At 70.2% G+C, this 15,886-nt stretch carries 12 protein-coding genes; 5 read left to right on the forward strand and 7 right to left on the reverse strand.

Features of this window, described 5'->3' with window-relative positions; translation table 11 throughout:
- Positions 1-21 precede the first annotated feature (21 nt).
- Together AB0B98_RS03180 and AB0B98_RS03185 are read left to right on the forward strand one after the other, a co-directional pair.
- Positions 22-1,269, forward strand: a complete 1,248-nt coding sequence (locus tag AB0B98_RS03180; RefSeq protein WP_357360484.1) for a serine/threonine-protein kinase — start codon at positions 22-24, stop codon at positions 1,267-1,269.
- Positions 1,270-1,353: 84 nt separating this feature from the next.
- Positions 1,354-3,129 carry an extracellular solute-binding protein gene (locus AB0B98_RS03185; protein WP_357360486.1) on the forward strand — a complete coding sequence of 592 codons (1,776 nt, stop codon included), beginning with the start codon at positions 1,354-1,356 and terminating at the stop codon, positions 3,127-3,129.
- Positions 3,130-3,264: 135 nt separating this feature from the next.
- Here AB0B98_RS03185 and iolB read toward each other — a convergent pair whose 3' ends face one another.
- From iolB to AB0B98_RS03220, 7 genes are all read right to left on the reverse strand, one after another.
- A complete protein-coding gene (iolB, locus tag AB0B98_RS03190) occupies positions 3,265-4,089 on the reverse strand; it encodes a 5-deoxy-glucuronate isomerase (RefSeq protein WP_357360589.1) in 825 nt (274 codons plus the stop codon).
- Between the two features lie 50 nt (positions 4,090-4,139).
- Positions 4,140-5,324 carry a glycoside hydrolase family 88 protein gene (locus AB0B98_RS03195; protein ID WP_357360488.1) on the reverse strand — a complete coding sequence of 395 codons (1,185 nt, stop codon included), beginning with the start codon at positions 5,322-5,324 and terminating at the stop codon, positions 4,140-4,142.
- An 84-nt stretch (positions 5,325-5,408) separates the two neighbouring features.
- Positions 5,409-6,086, reverse strand: coding sequence for a hypothetical protein (locus tag AB0B98_RS03200; RefSeq protein WP_238667965.1), 678 nt, complete (start codon positions 6,084-6,086; stop codon positions 5,409-5,411).
- 5 nt (positions 6,087-6,091) lie between these two features.
- Positions 6,092-6,988, reverse strand: a complete 897-nt coding sequence (locus AB0B98_RS03205) for a carbohydrate ABC transporter permease (RefSeq protein WP_357360490.1) — start codon at positions 6,986-6,988, stop codon at positions 6,092-6,094.
- Positions 6,988-7,851 carry a sugar ABC transporter permease gene (locus tag AB0B98_RS03210; protein WP_238667967.1) on the reverse strand — a complete coding sequence of 288 codons (864 nt, stop codon included), beginning with the start codon at positions 7,849-7,851 and terminating at the stop codon, positions 6,988-6,990. Before AB0B98_RS03210 ends, AB0B98_RS03205 begins: the two co-directional genes overlap by 1 nt.
- 116 nt (positions 7,852-7,967) lie before the next feature.
- A complete protein-coding gene (locus AB0B98_RS03215; RefSeq protein WP_357360493.1) occupies positions 7,968-9,272 on the reverse strand; it encodes an extracellular solute-binding protein in 1,305 nt (434 codons plus the stop codon).
- Positions 9,272-11,317, reverse strand: coding sequence for a DUF2264 domain-containing protein (locus tag AB0B98_RS03220; RefSeq protein WP_357360495.1), 2,046 nt, complete (start codon positions 11,315-11,317; stop codon positions 9,272-9,274). Before AB0B98_RS03220 ends, AB0B98_RS03215 begins: the two co-directional genes overlap by 1 nt.
- 468 nt (positions 11,318-11,785) lie before the next feature.
- Between AB0B98_RS03220 and AB0B98_RS03225 the strand changes: the two genes are divergently transcribed.
- From AB0B98_RS03225 to AB0B98_RS03235, 3 genes are all read left to right on the forward strand, one after another.
- Complete coding sequence (locus tag AB0B98_RS03225) at positions 11,786-12,925, forward strand: substrate-binding domain-containing protein (protein ID WP_357360497.1); 1,140 nt, start codon at positions 11,786-11,788, stop codon at positions 12,923-12,925.
- 1,647 nt (positions 12,926-14,572) lie between these two features.
- On the forward strand, positions 14,573-15,181 hold the full coding sequence (locus AB0B98_RS03230) for a response regulator transcription factor (protein ID WP_238667971.1): 609 nt from the start codon (positions 14,573-14,575) through the stop codon (positions 15,179-15,181).
- Between the two features lie 119 nt (positions 15,182-15,300).
- Positions 15,301-15,885 carry a response regulator transcription factor gene (locus AB0B98_RS03235; protein ID WP_238667972.1) on the forward strand — a complete coding sequence of 195 codons (585 nt, stop codon included), beginning with the start codon at positions 15,301-15,303 and terminating at the stop codon, positions 15,883-15,885.
- Position 15,886: the final 1 nt, after the last annotated feature.

The raw sequence follows: 15,886 nt of genomic DNA on the forward strand, positions 1-15,886 counted from the left end.
AACGACACTGATGGAGTCGGGATGTCAGAGCTGGCCGGCCCGCCGGTGCCAGGGTTGGCGAAACTGTGGACGCACGACCCGGTCGCTGCCGGCCCGTACCGGCTGCTCGGCCGGCTGGGCGCGGGTGGGCAGGGGGTCGTCTATCTCGGTGAGGACGACGCCGGTGACCGGGTCGCCGTCAAGATGGTCAACGTCGATCTGAGTGATCCACGGGCGCGGTCGCAGTTCGTGAAGGAGATCGCCGCCGCCCGGCGGGTCGCGCCGTTCTGCACCGCGCAGGTGCTCTTCGCGGAGGTGGACGGCGAGCGGCCCTACGTGGTCAGTGAGTTCATCGAGGGCCTGACCCTGCACCGGCACGTCCGCGAGCGTGGTCCGGTGACCGGTAACGCCCTGCACCGGCTCGCGGTCGGCACCGTCACGGCACTCGCCGCGATCCACAGTGCCGGAGTGGTGCACTGCGATCTGAAGCCGGACAACGTGGTGCTCGGTGAGGACGGTCCTCGGGTGATCGACTTCGGTATCGCCCGGGCGTTGGGCAACACCGAGACGGCGTCCAGCCGGGTCATGGGGACCACCGCGTACATGGCGCCGGAGCGGTTCCGCGACGACGCGATCGGTCCACCCTGTGACGTCTTCGCCTGGGCGGCCACGATCGCCTTCGCCGCCGGTGGTCGGCCGCCCTTCGGCACCGATTCACTCTTCGCCGTGATGCACCGGGTGCTGCATGATCCGCCTGACCTGCCGGCGATGCCCCCCGTTCTGGACGAGCTGATCCGGGAGTGCCTGGCCAAGGATCCGGCGGACCGGCCGGCTGCCGAGCGCGTGCTGGTGCGGCTGCTTCGGCAGGACGGCAGGGTCACCGAGCCGCTACGTCGGGAGAGCCTGCTGGAGGTCGGCAACGAGACCGCTGGCGCGCCCACACCGGACCATCCGCTCCCCCAGGTCACGCCGACGGCGCCGCAACCGGGCGGGACGCAGCCGCAGGTGCCGACCCAGGCCCGGCCGACCCGGTCGGCGCACCTTCCGGTGTCCGAGCCCGGCGTCGGTACGGGAGGCGGCGGCGCGTTGCGGCGGCTGCGTCGTGAGGCCGTCGACGCCTGGGGCATCTCGACAGCGCTCTTCCTCGGTTCGGTCGGCGCCGCCGCCGGCTACGTCGCGTCGAGCGCGCTCGGCCCGTCCGCCGCTGTCGGTGGGGCCGCCTTCGTCGTGGTCTACCTGGTTCGGTTGCTGGTCGCGACGGCCCTCGGGAGCCGGTCCGAGCACGGGTGACCGGTGCGCCGGGGTCGGGCTCCCCGACTGGCGCCGCATCGATAGGTTGACTGCCACCAGCCGCCCGCCGAGGAGGACGTCCCGATGGCCCTACCCGCTACGCGTGCCCGGCAGTGGTTGCCGTACACCGCCGCCGTCACCGCCGGGCTGCTGGTCATCGCCGGGGCGTTCGTGTTCGTCCGACAGCGCGAAGCGGGCAACGACTGCGCCGTCATCCTCCAGGTCAACTCCTCGACGGAGAAGGCGGCGCTGCTGGTCGACCTGGCCGAGACGTACAACCGCGGCGACCGGTCGATCGAGGGCGGCGGCTGCGCCCGGGTGCACGTCAGCGCGTTGAACTCGGGCAAGGCCACCGAGGCGCTGGCCACCGGCTGGACGCACACCGGCCTGCCGCAACCACAGGTCTGGCTGCCGACGTCGAGCCTGTGGACCGGCCAGCTCCGGCTGCTCGACGAGGCCGCCGGCCGGGAGTTGCAGACTCCCGACCGCTACCCGTCGATCGCCAACAGCCCGCTGGTGATCGCGATGCCGCAGCCCAAGGCCGAGCTGCTCCGCAAGCGCGGGTCGCTGGGCTGGGGAGAGATCCTGGGCCTGTCCGGGCGGGACGGGTGGGCGGACTTCGGCAAGCCGGAGTGGGGCCGCTTCACGTTCGGCAAGGACAACCCGAACCTGTCCACTTCCGGGTTGGCGGCGACCATCGCCACCTACTACGCGGCGGTGCAACGGGCCAGCGACCTGACCCGGTCCGACCTGGCCGACCCGGCGGTCACCCAGTTCGTCCGCCGGATCGAGGCCAACGTGTCGCACTACAGCGACGACTCGGTGGACCTGCTGCGCAGCCTCGCCGAGGCGGACCTGGCCGGCGGGGCGGGCAGCACCGACGACATGAGTGCCATCGTCCTGCAGGAGGAGCTCGTGGACCTCTACAACACGGGTGCGCTGAGCCCTCGGCAGGAAGGGCAGGAGCGGGGCCGCCGGCCGAACGTCCCGCTGGTCGCCGTCCATCCGAAGGAGGGCACGTTCAACCTGGACCACCCGTTCGTCGTGCTGCCGTCCGCCGACGAGCGGCAACGCGCGGCGGCAACCGACTTCCAGAAGTTCCTGACCGAGGACACCCAACAGGAGAGGTTTGCCCGCCTCGGCTTCCGGGACCATGAGCGCCGCGCCTCGGCGGAGTTGCTCGCCAGCGTCGGCGCCGAACCCAGCGGTGGGTTGAGCTACTTCGAACCGCCGGACCCGGAGGTGGTCGGCGCGATGCTGGACGGCTGGCGCACGCTCCGCAAGAAGGCCAACATCCTGATCGCCCTGGACACCTCCGGGTCGATGCTGGCGAAGGTCGGCACCCGTACCCGTTTCCAGGTGGCCTCGGCGGCGGCGGGCAAGGGCCTCGCGCTGCTCAACACCGAAGACCGGGTGGGGCTCTGGTCGTTTTCCTCGGAGACGCAGCAGCGGCCGAAGAGCCCCTATCGGGAGGAGGTCCCGCTCGGCGGGTTCGACCAGAAGCGGATCAACAGCAAGATCGCCGGATTGCCGGTCGAGGGCGGTACCGCGCTCTACGCGACGGTCCGGGCCGCACATCGAGAACTACTCGACCGGTACGACCCGGAGCGGATCAACGCGATAGTGGTGCTGACCGACGGCAAGAACGAGTACAGCCGGGACAACGACCTGGCCCGGTTGCTCGCCGAGGTTGCCCTGGACCCGCAGCGTCCGGTGAAGGTGTTCTGCATCGCCTTCGACAGGGAGTCGGACTTCGCCACCCTGGACCGGATCGCCAAGGCGTCGTCGGGCAAGGCCTTCGACGCCACCGATCCCGCCAAGATCGACGAGGCGTTCGTGAAGCTGGTCAGCAGCTTCTGACACTCTCAATGGCGTCAGCTCGGCGTCGCACCGCCGCCCGACCAGGCGGGTGGGCGGCGAGCGCCCCGCTGCTCTCGTCGAGCCACGTCAAGGCCCCGGACGACGACGACTTGGCGATGGGTCTCACCGACGTCGCTACAGGCCCAGGCCCCGCAGGGTCGGTACGGTCTGGCCCACCCAGGCGAGGTCGACGTCCTCGCGAGCGCCCTGGGTGCGTTGCGTGCCGGCCAGGAACCACAGGAAATAGGTGGTGTAGCCGGGTGCGCTGACCACTGTGTGGTACCCCTCGGGCATCATCTGCATCACATGGTCACGGATGGTGACGTTCTCCTCGTACCCGTCGTCGGTGTAGACCCGGCTGATGCCGAACCCGTTCGCCGGGTTGACGCGGTAGTAGTACATCTCCTCGTGTGCGGCCTCGGCGGGCAGGTCGTCGACCTTGTGCCGGTGTGGCGGGTAGGTGCTCCAGTTGCCCGAGGGCGTGTAGGTCTCGCCGACGATGAGCCGGCGGGCGGGCAGGTCCGGCTGGGAGATCTCGGTGAGAATCTGGTGGTAGGTACGACCGAAGTTGGCCGCTCCCCAGCGGCCGGTCGCTACCTGCTCCGGTGCGATGACGTAGGGATCCGTGGCCAGTTCGCTGGGCGCGCTGGGTAGGGCTATCTCCACGGCGGTGACCGCCTCGACGGTCACCGGGGAGCCGGCCGGGATGTAGACCGAGTGCGGCTTGCCGGAGAAGACGTCCGCTCGTTGGCCGACCTGCGGGAAGTGGTGGCCGGCGACGGTGAAGCTGGCCGTGCCACCGAGGACGACGGCCAGGATCTCCCGGTCACCGGACTCGCCGGTCCAGGACTCGCCGGCCGACAGCCGCAGCAGTGTGAAGTCCAGCAGACGGCAGGGATTGAAGGGCAGCGTGTTCCGGCCGTCGAGGGCGGGAATGGCGCAGTGGTAGCGGTAGTCCATGGTCACCTTTCGGGATGCGGGGTGGAGCGGAGTAGGTCGGTGCAGGGTGGTCACCAGGGGCTGGTCCAGCCCGCGACGGTGGCCCGGGTGAGGGCTTCCAGGTAGAAGTAGTCGCCCCAGAGGGTTCCCTCGTCGACGCCGATGCCCTTGGGCTTGTCGTAGACGCCGTGCAGGATCAGCGCGTTCGAGACCTGCTGGCCGTCGGTGGAGTAGTGGCCGATGAGCGAGCCCAGGATCTCGGTGGCGGCCTTCCGGTACCGGTCGGCGCTGGCCGTGTCGGTAAGGCCGTCTGCCAGTTCGACCAGGCCGCAGGCGGCGATGGCCGCTGCCGAACTGTCCCGCTCCTGACCGCTGCCGTCACCGAACTCCAGATCCCAGTACGCGACGTGGTCGTCGGGCAGGTGGGCGAGGAAGCGGTCGGCGCAGGTCCTCGCGGCGGCGAGCAACGCCGGGTCGCCGATGTGCCGGTGGTTGAGGCTGAACCCGTAGATGCCCCATGCCTGCCCGCGCGCCCAGCAGGAGTGGTCGGAGTGGCCCTGTTCGGTTTCGCCGCGTAGCGGCGCACCGCTGTCCGCGTCCCAGTAGAAGGTGTGGAAGGTGGTGCCGTCCGGACGAAGGATGTGCTGGCGCAACTGAGCGGTGTGCCGGCGGGCCGCGGCGGCGTAGCGGTCGTCACCGGTGGTCTGGCTGGCCCAGAAGAGCAGCGGCGTGTTCATGAGGCTGTCGATGATCGTGCGCCCGCGTTGGCGTGGGTCGTTCAGATCGCCCCAGGCCTGGATGATTCCGGCGGGTTCGAGGACGCGCGTCATCAGGTGGTCGGCGGCGGCGAGGGCCGCGTCTCGGGCCTGCGCGTCACCGGTACGGCGGGCCGGGGTGACGCAGGCGAGCGTGTAGAGGAACCCGAGGTCGTGGGTGTCCAGGTCGATGCCGTGGGTCATCCGGGCCGCGAAGCTGTCCACGTGGGAGAGCGCGGCCCGCAGGTGGCGTTCGTCGCCGGTCAGGTCGTGTGCCAGCCAGAGCATGCCGGGCCAGAAGCTGGTGGTCCAGCCGACGTTGGCGCCCTCGGGCTGGCCTCCGCTCGGTGGCCGCAGCGGGTAGCGGTTGGCGTCGGTGGTGTCCGCGGGGTACCGGTCGCCGAAGGTGGTGATGTTCGCGTCGACGGTACGTATCGCGGCGGCCACCGCGGCCGCCGTGGCCTCTGCGTCGGAGCTGGGACGGACGTCGGTCGCCGTCATGGATGCTGTTCTCCCTCGTGGGTCCGGTCCGGTGCCGGGCAGGTGTCTCATCGGCGTCCCGGCTCGCTGGCCGGAACGTGGTGCTCAGGCGCTCTGCGGTGCGGGCGTCGGTGGGTCGAGGGCGGCGCGCAGGGTGAAGCGGCTGTTGGCCCACACGACGTAGAGCAGTGGCGCGGCGGCGAGGCCGAGCGCGATCGCGGGGCGGGCCGCCAGGATCTGTGCGAGCAGCACGAGGACGAGGAGAGACACGGCGCTGAGGTACCACCGGCGCACCGCCAGATACAGGCAGGCGCGGGCCACCTCACGCAACCGCGCGGTGGGTCGCTCGGCGACGGTCACCAGCCCCAGCAACGTGGTAGCGACGGTGAGGACGATGAGGGTCGCCAGGACCGGCAGGGCGAGTGCCCCGACCCGGTGGCCCCACGCGGCGCGCGCGTCGACGGCGAGCACCACCAGGGCAGCCATGGCTGCCGCCGTCCAGAGCATCGCCGGCCGGGCGGTGGCTCGCCAGGCGCGGCCGAAGGTGCGCAGCACACCGCCGGTGTCGCCGGCCGAATAGGCGGACATGACCGCGAACACCGCACAGAGCCCCGGCGCGCAGAGCGGGGCGGTCAGCGCGTACAGCGGCCAGGAGCGCGCCGCCTCGGTGGTGAACGCGAGCGTCACCAGTGGCAGGCAACCGAGCACCAGCAGCAGGTTGCTGACGAGCGCGACATAGAACCCGTCGAAGACGGCGGCAATGGTGTTGTGGCGCGAACGCATGGGCCTCAACCCTTCAGTCCGGTCGTGGCGATGCCCTCGATGAAGTAGCGCTGGCCGAGCAGGAAGATGACAGCGACGGGCAGCACAGACAGCACGGAGCCCGTCATGATCAGCGCGTACTCGGCGTTGTACTGGGAGATGAAGGTGTTGAGCCCCAGCTGGATGGTGCGCAGCTCCGGACTGCGCAGGTAGATCAGCGGGCCGAGGTAGTCGTTCCAGGTGGTCACGAACGTCAGCAGGGCCAGGCTGGCCAGCGCCGGTCGGGACAGCGGCAGCATGATCCGTCGGTAGATACCGAACTCGCTGAGCCCGTCCACCCGCGCCGACTCGCTCAGCTCCTCGGGGATCGTCTCGTAGAACTGCTTCATCAGGAACACGCCGAACGCGCCGAACGCCTGGAGCGCGACGATCGACCACAGCGTGTTCGACAACTGCAACTTCGACATGAGGATGAACTGCGGAATCATGTACGACTGCCAGGGCACCGCGATCGTCCCGACGTACGCCAGGAAGAGCGCGTTGCGGCCGGGAAAGCGCACCCGGGCGAAGCCGTAGGCGGCGAAACTGCCGGTCACCACCTGGAGGAGGCTGACGACCACCGACAGCAGCAGCGTGTTTCCCAACCAGGTCGTCATGTCCGAGCGCTGCCAGATGTCGAGGTAGTTCCGCCACACCACGGGATCGGGGAGCCAGGTGATCGGGATGGTGAAGACGTCGCTGTTGGTCTTCAACGACGCCACCACCATCCAGTAGAACGGCAGTAGCAGCCCGGCCGCCGCGAGCACGAGGGCGGCGTACCCGACGAGCCGCCAGCCCCGGGACTGGACCGGTCGGCGGGGCGCGTTGCGGTTGCCGGGCGCGGCGACGGCCGGGGTGGGCAGGGAGAGGTCGGTAGCGGTCATCAGCTGTTCCTCCGCTTGTTGACCATGAACTGAATGACCGTGATGCTGAAGCAGATGGCGAACAGGACGATGGAGACCGCCGAGGCGTAGCCGAACTGGTTCTCCTCGAAGCCCTTCTGGTAGATGTACTGCGAGAGCACGAGTGTCGACTGGCCCGGTCCGCCGCCGGTCATCACGAGGATGAGGTCGAAGACCTTGAAGCTTTCGATGGTGAGCAGCACTGTGACGAAGAAGGTGGTGTGGCGTAACCCGGGGAGGGTCACGTGCACGAACCGCTGCCACGGTGAGGCGCCGTCGGTCTCGGCCGCCTCGTAGAGCTGGGCCGGGATGGTCTGCAGGCCGGCCAGGAACAGCAGCATGTAGTAACCCATGTACCGCCAGGTGCCGACGATGATGACCGCCGGCATCGACCAGGTCGACGACGTGGTCCAGCCCGGCGCGTTGTCCACCCCGACGGCACCGAGGAGAGCGTTGATCGGGCCGTACTCCGGGCTGAACAGCTGGTTCCAGACGATCGCGATCGCCACGATCGAGGTGATGTAGGGGAAGAAGGCGACGGTGCGGAAAAACCGTACGCCGCGCAGTTTGCGGTTGAGCAGCAGCGCCAGCCCGAGTGACGCCCCGAGGGTCAGCGGGATGTGGAAGACGGTGTAGTAGACGGTGTTGCGCAGAGCGGTCCAGAAGCTCGCGTCGCTCCACATGCGCCGGAAGTTGGCGGTGCCGGTCCACTCGGCCACCCCGAAGACGTTCCAGTTGGTGAAGGCCACGTAGAACAGCACGACGACGGGTAGCAGGGTGAGCACGGCGAAGCCGACGAAGTTGGGCAGGATGAACGACCAGCCGGCGACCGTGTTACGCGACACCAGCCGCCGGTTCCTGGGTCTCGTGCGCGGCAATGTTGCCATAGGGAGTCTCCGGAAGCGTTCGGCATGGTGGCGGGACCGGCGTGCGACGAAGGCGCGCCGGACCCGCCATCAGCTCACTGGTTGAGGACCTCGTTCTTGGCGCGGGCCTGCGCCTTGCTCAGCTCCGCGTCGACGCCCTTGCTGTCGGAGAGGATCGCCGAGTGTGTCTCGTTGAGGAGGTTCTGCAGGCCGGCGGTGTGCTTCGACACCGGGTTCTCCGGCTTGATGGTGTGCTTGGCGTAGGCGAACTTCGACAGGTCGTCCTGCGGTACGCCGTCCAGCCCGAACAGCGTCGCGGTGACCGCGTCGGTGACCTGGGCCGGGGTGATGCCGATCCCGGCCAGCGCCTTGGCGGCGTCCGGGCCGGCCGCGTACTGGAGGAATGCCTTGGCCGCGGCGGTCTTGGACTTGCTGATCTTCGGGTTGATCCCCAGGCCGGTCGGATCACCGAAGGTGACAGGCGTGGCGGAGGTGCCGGTGGTGGACTTGTCGAACTGCGGCGCCGGGGCCAACCCCCACTGGAACTTGTCTGCGTCACCGCTCTGTCGCTGGTTGAGCAGCGTGGCCACGTACCAGGTGCCCATCAGCAGCATCGCCGACTGCTGCTTGCCGAACTGCGCCTGGTAGGTGAGTTTGTTGGTTTTCGCGGTGCCGAAGGTCGGCTGCGCGCCGGCCGCCTGCAGGTCAAGTGACCGCTCGTAGTACGGCTTCAGGTAGCCGTAGTCCCCGGAGAGCAGGTCCGCGTTGGGGGTCTGGGCGAGCGCGAATCCCTGCACTGTCGACTGGAAGGTGTGCTGGTACGCGCCGGTCGCGTTCGAGCCGGCCCCCTTCAGCCCGGTGTGCAGTCGCTTCGTCGCGGCGGTGTAGTCGTCCCAGGTCCAACTGCCGTCCGGCGGTGCCACCTTCGCCTTCGCGAACAGGTCCTTGTTGTAGAACAACACCCACGAGTCCTGCCGGTACGGCACCGCGTACGCCTTGCCATCCACCTGGTACGACGCGAGCGCCGGGCTCGAGCCGAGACCGGAGGTGATGTCGGAGACGTCGAGCAGCTGACCACCGCTCTGGTACGTGTAGAAGTTCTTGAGGTTCTTCATGACGTAGACGTCCGGGGCGGTGCCGGCGGCCAGGTCCGTGATCATCTGGGTGTCGTAGTCGTTGCCTGGGGCGTACTCCTTGAGCTCCACCGTCATGTTCGGGTGGGTCGCCTTGAAGCCGTCGGCGAGCGTCTTGAACTCGGGCGTGGACGACAGAGTCCAGCCAGCCAGGGTGATCGTCACCGGGGCGTTGGGGTCGACTGGCTCGTCTCCGCCGCCGCAACCGGCGAGAACAAGCGTCAGGGCCGTCGCAGCGCTGATGACGGCTGGTATCGCACGCTTCATCACTCTCTCCTTGGGTCAAGGGGCCCGAACGGGCCCGCACTGCTACCAGGACGCCTGGTGGGCCTGGCATGCTCGGTGTCCAGACGGGTCGACGTGCTGATCCCGTCGGGCCAGTCGACCGCCAGGTGGAGGCCGCGGCCGTCCTCGTCGAGCACGGCTCGGCATGCCTGCCCGGCCGTGGCCACCGGCACCCTGGACAGCTCGGTGAAGGCGGCGGCCCATGCGCCCGGCCGAACGGGGTGGTCCAGCCATGGCACGACCAGTCCGTCGGCCAGGGGCCCGCCGTGCGCAACGGCGGTGACGCCGGCCGTGCCGCCGCCGTGAATGCTGTCGAGCCGGCTGGTCAGGTCGGCGCGGGTCACGACCGCCACGCCGCCGTCGACGGTGACCGTCGCATCCCCGGCAATGGCCCAGCCGCCGATCCGTAGCCTCAGCGCAGCCGCCTCGACGCCGTCGGCGAGGTCGTCGACGCGGGTCAGACGTAGTTCCCAGGGGCCGCGGACCAGCGAATACACAGTGAGGTGCCCGGCCGGTCGGGACCGGCCCACGCGGCCGCCGCCGTGGTCGCGCTGACCCGGATCCGGATCGACCCAGTGGGCGAGGGCACGTGACCCGGCCACGCCCACGCCGTCGGTGTCGACGTGGACGGTGAGCAGGCGCATGCCGGCGCGGTGGGTGACCCGGCCCGCGTCGTCGACGAGAGTGACGGACTGGTCGAGCGGAGTGGCCCAGCCGCTGTCGTCGAGAACCGGGGTGGTGGCCGTGGAGTAGCCCAGTCGGGCGTAGAGCGGGGAATCTGAGACGGTGGCACCCTCGACGGCGTGGTCGGTGCCGTGGTTGACGACGCGGACGATGCCGTCGGCACGGGTGCCAGAGATCAGCCAGCCTGGCGCGCGTATCGCCCGCACCGTGTCCCGCTCCTCCACCGGCAGCGGCTCCTGGGGAGTCGTCCAGACCGGATGGTCGGCGGGTAGCGCGATGCCGAGCAGGCCCTTGCTGGCCCAGTACGGCGAGCCCGGCCCGGAGTACGACTGCGCCAGTCGCGGCCACGGCCCGTGCCAACCGAGGGTGAGCAGGCCTCGTTCGTCCAGGGCGCCGTTGGCGACGAAGTGACGCACGACGCGGGTGGCCGCGCCACGCAACCGGCCGATGCTGACCGAGGGCACACCGGCGATGGCACCGACCCAGAACGGCGCCGCCGCGGCGAAGCGGTAGGTCAGGCTGCGCCCCTGGATCAACGGTGATCCGTCGGCGCCCACGAGCGCGACCGCGTCGCTCAGGAAGCGGTCGAGGCCGGCCAGGTCCCGTTCGCGGCGCTGCTCGGCCAGGTCCGCCGCGCCGGCCATCCGGGCCCACAGCGTCGGGTAGAGGTGCAGGGCCCAGCCCACGTAGTGGTCGTAGGCGCGGTCCGGCCCGTCGGACATCCAGCCGTCCCCGCGGACGAAGCCGTCATGGGTGGTCAGGTCCTCGTTCATCTCGTCGAGCGAGTGCGGCCCGCCCACCGAACGCAGAAACGTCTGTACGACCAGCCGGAACCAGACCCAGTTGATCCGTGGGTACGTGTCGTCGCCGACTGCCGGGCGCAGATAGTCCACTACCCGCTCGCGCACCACGGACGGCAGTCGATCCCAGATCCACGGGCGGGTCATGTCCAGGACCAGCGCGATGGAGGCGGCCTCCACCTTCGCCTGGGGGTGCTCGTCCAAGCGCACCCAACGGTCTGGAGATCTCGGGTCGGTGCCGGCGGTGATGCCTGCCGTGTACCGGGCCAGCAGCTCGTCCAAGCCCATTCCCCGGGCACCCGCGATGCGGAACCCGGCCAGCAGGAAGGTGCGGGCGAAGCCCTCCAGTCCGTCGACGGCCCGCCCGTAACCGCCCTCCGGCCCGGGGAAGGTGACGAGGGAGTGTCCGGGTGAGGCGAACGGTCGGGCGGCGGCGAGCATCCAGTCGGCGAGGGCCAACCAGTCATCCCGGCTCCAGGTCGCGGCGGTTGCGACATCCGAGTCCGTCGCCGGTGCCACCCGGCCGGTCGTCCCGAACGTCATCCGTGGTCCTGTCGCATCGATCGGTCTCCGTCGACTGTGGCGAGCGGGGGGTTGCCCATGAATGTGACGTGCAGGCATCCGCAGGGTTTCCGAAGTAAAACGCTCACAAAGGAGCAAGTCAATGCCGTTCCCAAACCGATGTGAACACACTCGATCAAAAGAACGCACGACGCGCCTCGAAGTCGGCCCGACCTCGCCTACTGTCCGGCCGACGGCGCTTGCCGCGCTCTCGCCTGCAACCTCGACCGCCATAATCGCTCTGATACGATCAGAATCGTTCACAGCCGCTCTATCAGTCCGAGGAGCCATGACCGGCGCAGACCGCTTCGCAGGCCCTCTGGCCGCGACGCGGCCGGGGCGGGCTCGCGATCCGGCTCACGATCGACATCACCACGTTCGGCCCGGCCGGCGAGGTGGCCCGCACCATGCAAGAGCTTTCGCCGCACGAAGCGTTCCTCGGAGGTCCCCATGACCAAGGACAGCCCCCTCGTCGCCACGGCGGAGGCCTCCCGAGGGCCGCTTCAGGTCGCCCGCCGCCAGCAACTGTTGGCAGCTCTGCAACGCGACGGCTCGATGCGGATCTCTGACCTGTCCCAGGTGCTCGGTGCCGCGCCGGTCACCATCCGGCGCGACATTGCCGATCTCGCCGCCGAAGGGTTGGTTCGCCGGGTCCACGGTGGGGTCGCCCTGATCCTGCCGGACGACGTCCCGGCAGCCGACGAGCCATCCGCCGCAGGCCCGGACCCGCTGGTCGGGCGCGCCCTCGGCATGCTCGTGCCCTCCTTGGACTATTACTGGCCGGACGTGGCTCGCGGCGTCGAGGGGGCCGCACGCGAGCTGGACATGCGGGTGGTTCTGCGCGGCTCCTCCTACGACAGTGAGGACGACCAGCCGCAACTGGCCCGCATGGTGGGGCGGATGGGCGTCGACGCGCTGATCATCGCGCCGAGCATGGCCGCACCGACCGCCGAGCGCACCATCGAGTGGCTCGACCAGGTCGGCGTCCCGGTTGTCCTGCTGGAACGCACCGCCACGGTAGGCAGCCATCACGCGGTCCTGGAGTCGGTGGTCACCGACCACGCGCTCGGTGCGGCAATGGCGGTGCGTCACCTCACCTCGCTCGGACACCGCAAGGTCGGCCTGGTGCTCGACGCCAACAGCCCCACCAGCCAGCACGTGCGGCGCGGCTGGCTCGACGCCGCTACCGAGTGCGGCCTCGACCCGGAGGCCGCGGTGATGGCTGTGGTACCCGGCGCACGGTCGTCCGAGCGAGACACGGTACTCAACGGCATCCTCGACCAGTGCCAGGCGACCGGGACGACGGCGCTGCTGGTGCACGCTGACGCCGAGGCGATAGCGCTGGTGCAGCACTGCGAGGAGCGACACCTGTCCGTTCCCGGCGACCTCTCCATCGTGGCGTACGACGACGAGGTCGCCGGTCTCTTCAGCCCGCCGCTGACGGCGGTCCGACCGCCGCGACGCTCGATCGGACGAGCCGCCGTGCGTCTCGTCGCCGAGCGGCTCGCCGACCCCGAGCGTCCCACCCACCGGATCGTCATCAGCCCATCGCTGCGGGTCCGAGGGTCTACCGCGCCGCCACCCGCGTAGGCGGTCTTCCCCGGCCCGAAACGTTCGGGCCGGGCAGGCCGGGGTGATCCAGGCTGGTCGGCCGTGACCCTGCCGTCGTGGCCGCGGACGGGCCGGTGCCGGACGGACCGGCGGATGTGCCCACCCGGCCGCACGGCGAATGACCGGTTCGCCGATCACTGAGCAGCCGGTGGCGGCCAGCCAGCCTCCACAGCAGACGTGGTGCGGTGACATCCTGCCTAGGAGCGCTCCCATCACCGGATGCGATTACGTGAGCACATCGCTACGATGGGTCAGCAATCCAGAGGGAAGGGGTCGTGCTCGCGTGCGAAGTCCCGTCACCGAGACCGCGTCGGCGTCTGCGCCGGGCCGATCCGCGCCGCTTGCGGCCGGCCGGCTGCGTAGGCTCGCCCGGCGGCTGGTGCTGATCGCGGCCGCCGTCGGGGCCGGTTTCGTCGTGGCTACCCTGTTTCAGGGGCCGGCCGCCGCCGACGGGATGCGCAGCGGGTCCGGTGACGAGCCTCATCGGAGGATCAGCGCTCTGGTCGAGTCGGTCGCGCGGCTCACGATCGCCGAGCGCCCCAACCAGGACCGCCAACGAGCCGCGACTGCCGACGACAGTCGTCGCCCCGGGCCCCGTACCCCGCTGGCAGGACCGACCGGTGTCGCCACCGGCCCCCGCGACAAGCCACCCTCGACGGAGCCTCGACTGTCGACGGCTGCGTCGAGGCTCGGCGCACCCGTTTCACCCGGCTCGGCGAGAGAGCGCGAAAAGCTCCGGCCGACCGCCGTAGCCCGTGCGGCTCATCGTGTCGGGCTGACGCAGCCGCCCGCCGATCCACCAGTTAAGCCAGCCACCGTCGCACCCAGGCCACCCGCGCCGCGCGGACCAGGCGATCTACCAGTGTTGGGCCTGATCACCGCTCCCCTGCCGCACGTCGTCGACATCGTGAGCGCGGTGCCGATCAGGCCCGTCGTCTTGGGGCTCCTCCGGGTCGCCGATGCCGTTCTACCACCCCCTCTCTGCCCGGTGATCGTTCCGGCGGTGACGCCTGCGCTGCCCGCTCCTCCAGCGCTCGGGCCGACCGCCGTGCCGGTGACCGAGCCAGCTCCCGTGCTGACAGTTCCGATGCCACCGGCAGGTCCGGCGCTGACCCCCGTACGCGTCGCAGCGCCGCCGGCCCCGGCCGCGCCACCGCCGATGTCCGTCGTCGGCCCCGCGTGGGACACGGCCCCGACGGGGCACCTCGCCGCCCGTCCGGCACCGGTGGCCGCGCCGGCTGTGCTTACCGGTGAGCCCGTCGCACCCGCCGACCAGGACGCCGCCGGCATTGACAACGGATCGACGCCTGCACCAGGGCTGGTCCGACCGCTCGACCGGCATTCGCCCCGCGATGCCGGGCAATCCTGCGATCTCGTGCCGCTTCTGGTCGAGAGCCGAACTCCGTCTGCGATCGCCCGCCCAGGCTGAGGCCTTTCGACCGACAGCGGTTGCTGGCCCGAGCGGCCTGCTCCACCCACTGGTCGGTCGATCAGTGCCCGCGCCCGTCCGCCGCGACGATGCCGCGGGCCGATGCCCACACGTCTGTAGCGCACGACGCCCGGACCAACCCGTGGACGTTCCGGGATCGGTGGCCGTCGTGGCGCATACCGGAGATCGGAGAAAACGTGGTGATCCACGTTGTTGTCGCCGAGGACATGGGTTTGCTCCGCGGGGCGCTCTGCGCCGCGCTGTCACGCGAGGAGGACATGGAGGTGGTCGCCGACGTCGATGGTGTCGGTGAACTGTTGACTGTGGTCCGGCGGTGCCGACCACAGGTGGTGGTGCTGGCACTGACACCGGAGCTGCCCGACCCGGTGGAGGTGGTCGCCCGGATCGACGTCGAGGCGCCGCACGCCGCCGTGTTGGCGATGAGCCCTCGGTGGAGTCCGGCGTTGGTGGAGGCGGCGCTGGCAGCCGGCGCGCGCGGCCTGGTCGGGAAGGACTGTTCGCTGGCCGAGCTGGTGCGCGCGATCCGCGCGCTCGCGGCCGGGGAACGGGCGATCGACCCGGCCGCGGCGATCGCGGTGCTGAGTCCCCCGGAGATGCCGTTGACGCCTCGGGAGATGGACGTGCTGCGAATGGCAGCCGAAGGGCTGCCACTGAAGGAGATCGCCGTCCGCCTCTACCTGGCACACGGAACGGTGCGCAATCACCTGTCGGTGATTCTGCGCAAGACCGGAGCCCGCAACCGGTTGGAGGCGGTGTCACGCGCGCGGCGTAACGGCTGGCTGTGACCGTCGAGGGCGGGTCCGGTGAAGATGACCGACCCGCCCTTGTCGCCGTGCGGCCCCACCGGATGCGTGTTTGAATGTTGACGTTGTGTGATCACCATCGGAGTGCGGGAAGGTTCATCGTGATCCGTACCTTGCTCGCCTTGGACGGTGCCCTGGTTCTGGGCGCGCTGTCGTTCGTCCTCGCCGCCGAGGAGGACATCCGCGTCGTGGCGGAGGTGGATAGCGGCGACGCGGTCTCCGCGGCCGTCCACGCTCAATGCCCCGACGTCGTGGTGGCCGACCTCGATCTCGTCGAGCAGGTCGATCCCGACCGCCTCGGCAAGTGCCCCGTCCTGGTGCTGGCCCACCCCCATCGGGCCCGGCGGCTGCGAGGCATGCTGTGCCCGACCAGGGCGGTCGGCATCCTGCGCAGTGACGCCGCCCCCCAGCGGGTCATCGACGGGATCCGCCGGCTCGCCCGCCGGGAGCCAGTGCTCGACGCGGATCTCGTCGTCGCGGCGCTGCACTCGGACGGCCCACTGACCAGCCGCGAGACGGAGGTGTTGAGGCTGACGGCCGCAGGGGCGCCGGTCGCGGAGGTGGCGGTGTCGCTCGGGCTCACCCGTGGCACCGTCCGCAATCACCTCGGACGGATCGCCCGCAAGGTGGGCGCGCGTACCCGGGTGGAGGCCGTGCGGATGGCCGGCGAGGCGGGCTGGATCTGAC

It is taken from the genome of Micromonospora sp. NPDC048947, from assembly GCF_040649495.1.
Taxonomy (GTDB): domain Bacteria; phylum Actinomycetota; class Actinomycetes; order Mycobacteriales; family Micromonosporaceae; genus Micromonospora; species Micromonospora alfalfae.

Coding starts and splice junctions, on each gene's coding strand:
- AB0B98_RS03185 (WP_357360486.1), top strand. CDS start 1,354: ATGGCCCTACCCGCTACGCGTGCCCGGCAGTGGTTGCCGTACACCGCC.
- AB0B98_RS03180 (WP_357360484.1), top strand. CDS start 22: ATGTCAGAGCTGGCCGGCCCGCCGGTGCCAGGGTTGGCGAAACTGTGG.
- iolB (WP_357360589.1), bottom strand. CDS start 4,089: ATGGACTACCGCTACCACTGCGCCATTCCCGCCCTCGACGGCCGGAAC.
- AB0B98_RS03205 (WP_357360490.1), bottom strand. CDS start 6,988: ATGACCGCTACCGACCTCTCCCTGCCCACCCCGGCCGTCGCCGCGCCC.
- AB0B98_RS03200 (WP_238667965.1), bottom strand. CDS start 6,086: ATGCGTTCGCGCCACAACACCATTGCCGCCGTCTTCGACGGGTTCTAT.
- AB0B98_RS03215 (WP_357360493.1), bottom strand. CDS start 9,272: ATGAAGCGTGCGATACCAGCCGTCATCAGCGCTGCGACGGCCCTGACG.
- AB0B98_RS03220 (WP_357360495.1), bottom strand. CDS start 11,317: ATGACGTTCGGGACGACCGGCCGGGTGGCACCGGCGACGGACTCGGAT.
- AB0B98_RS03195 (WP_357360488.1), bottom strand. CDS start 5,324: ATGACGGCGACCGACGTCCGTCCCAGCTCCGACGCAGAGGCCACGGCG.
- AB0B98_RS03225 (WP_357360497.1), top strand. CDS start 11,786: ATGACCAAGGACAGCCCCCTCGTCGCCACGGCGGAGGCCTCCCGAGGG.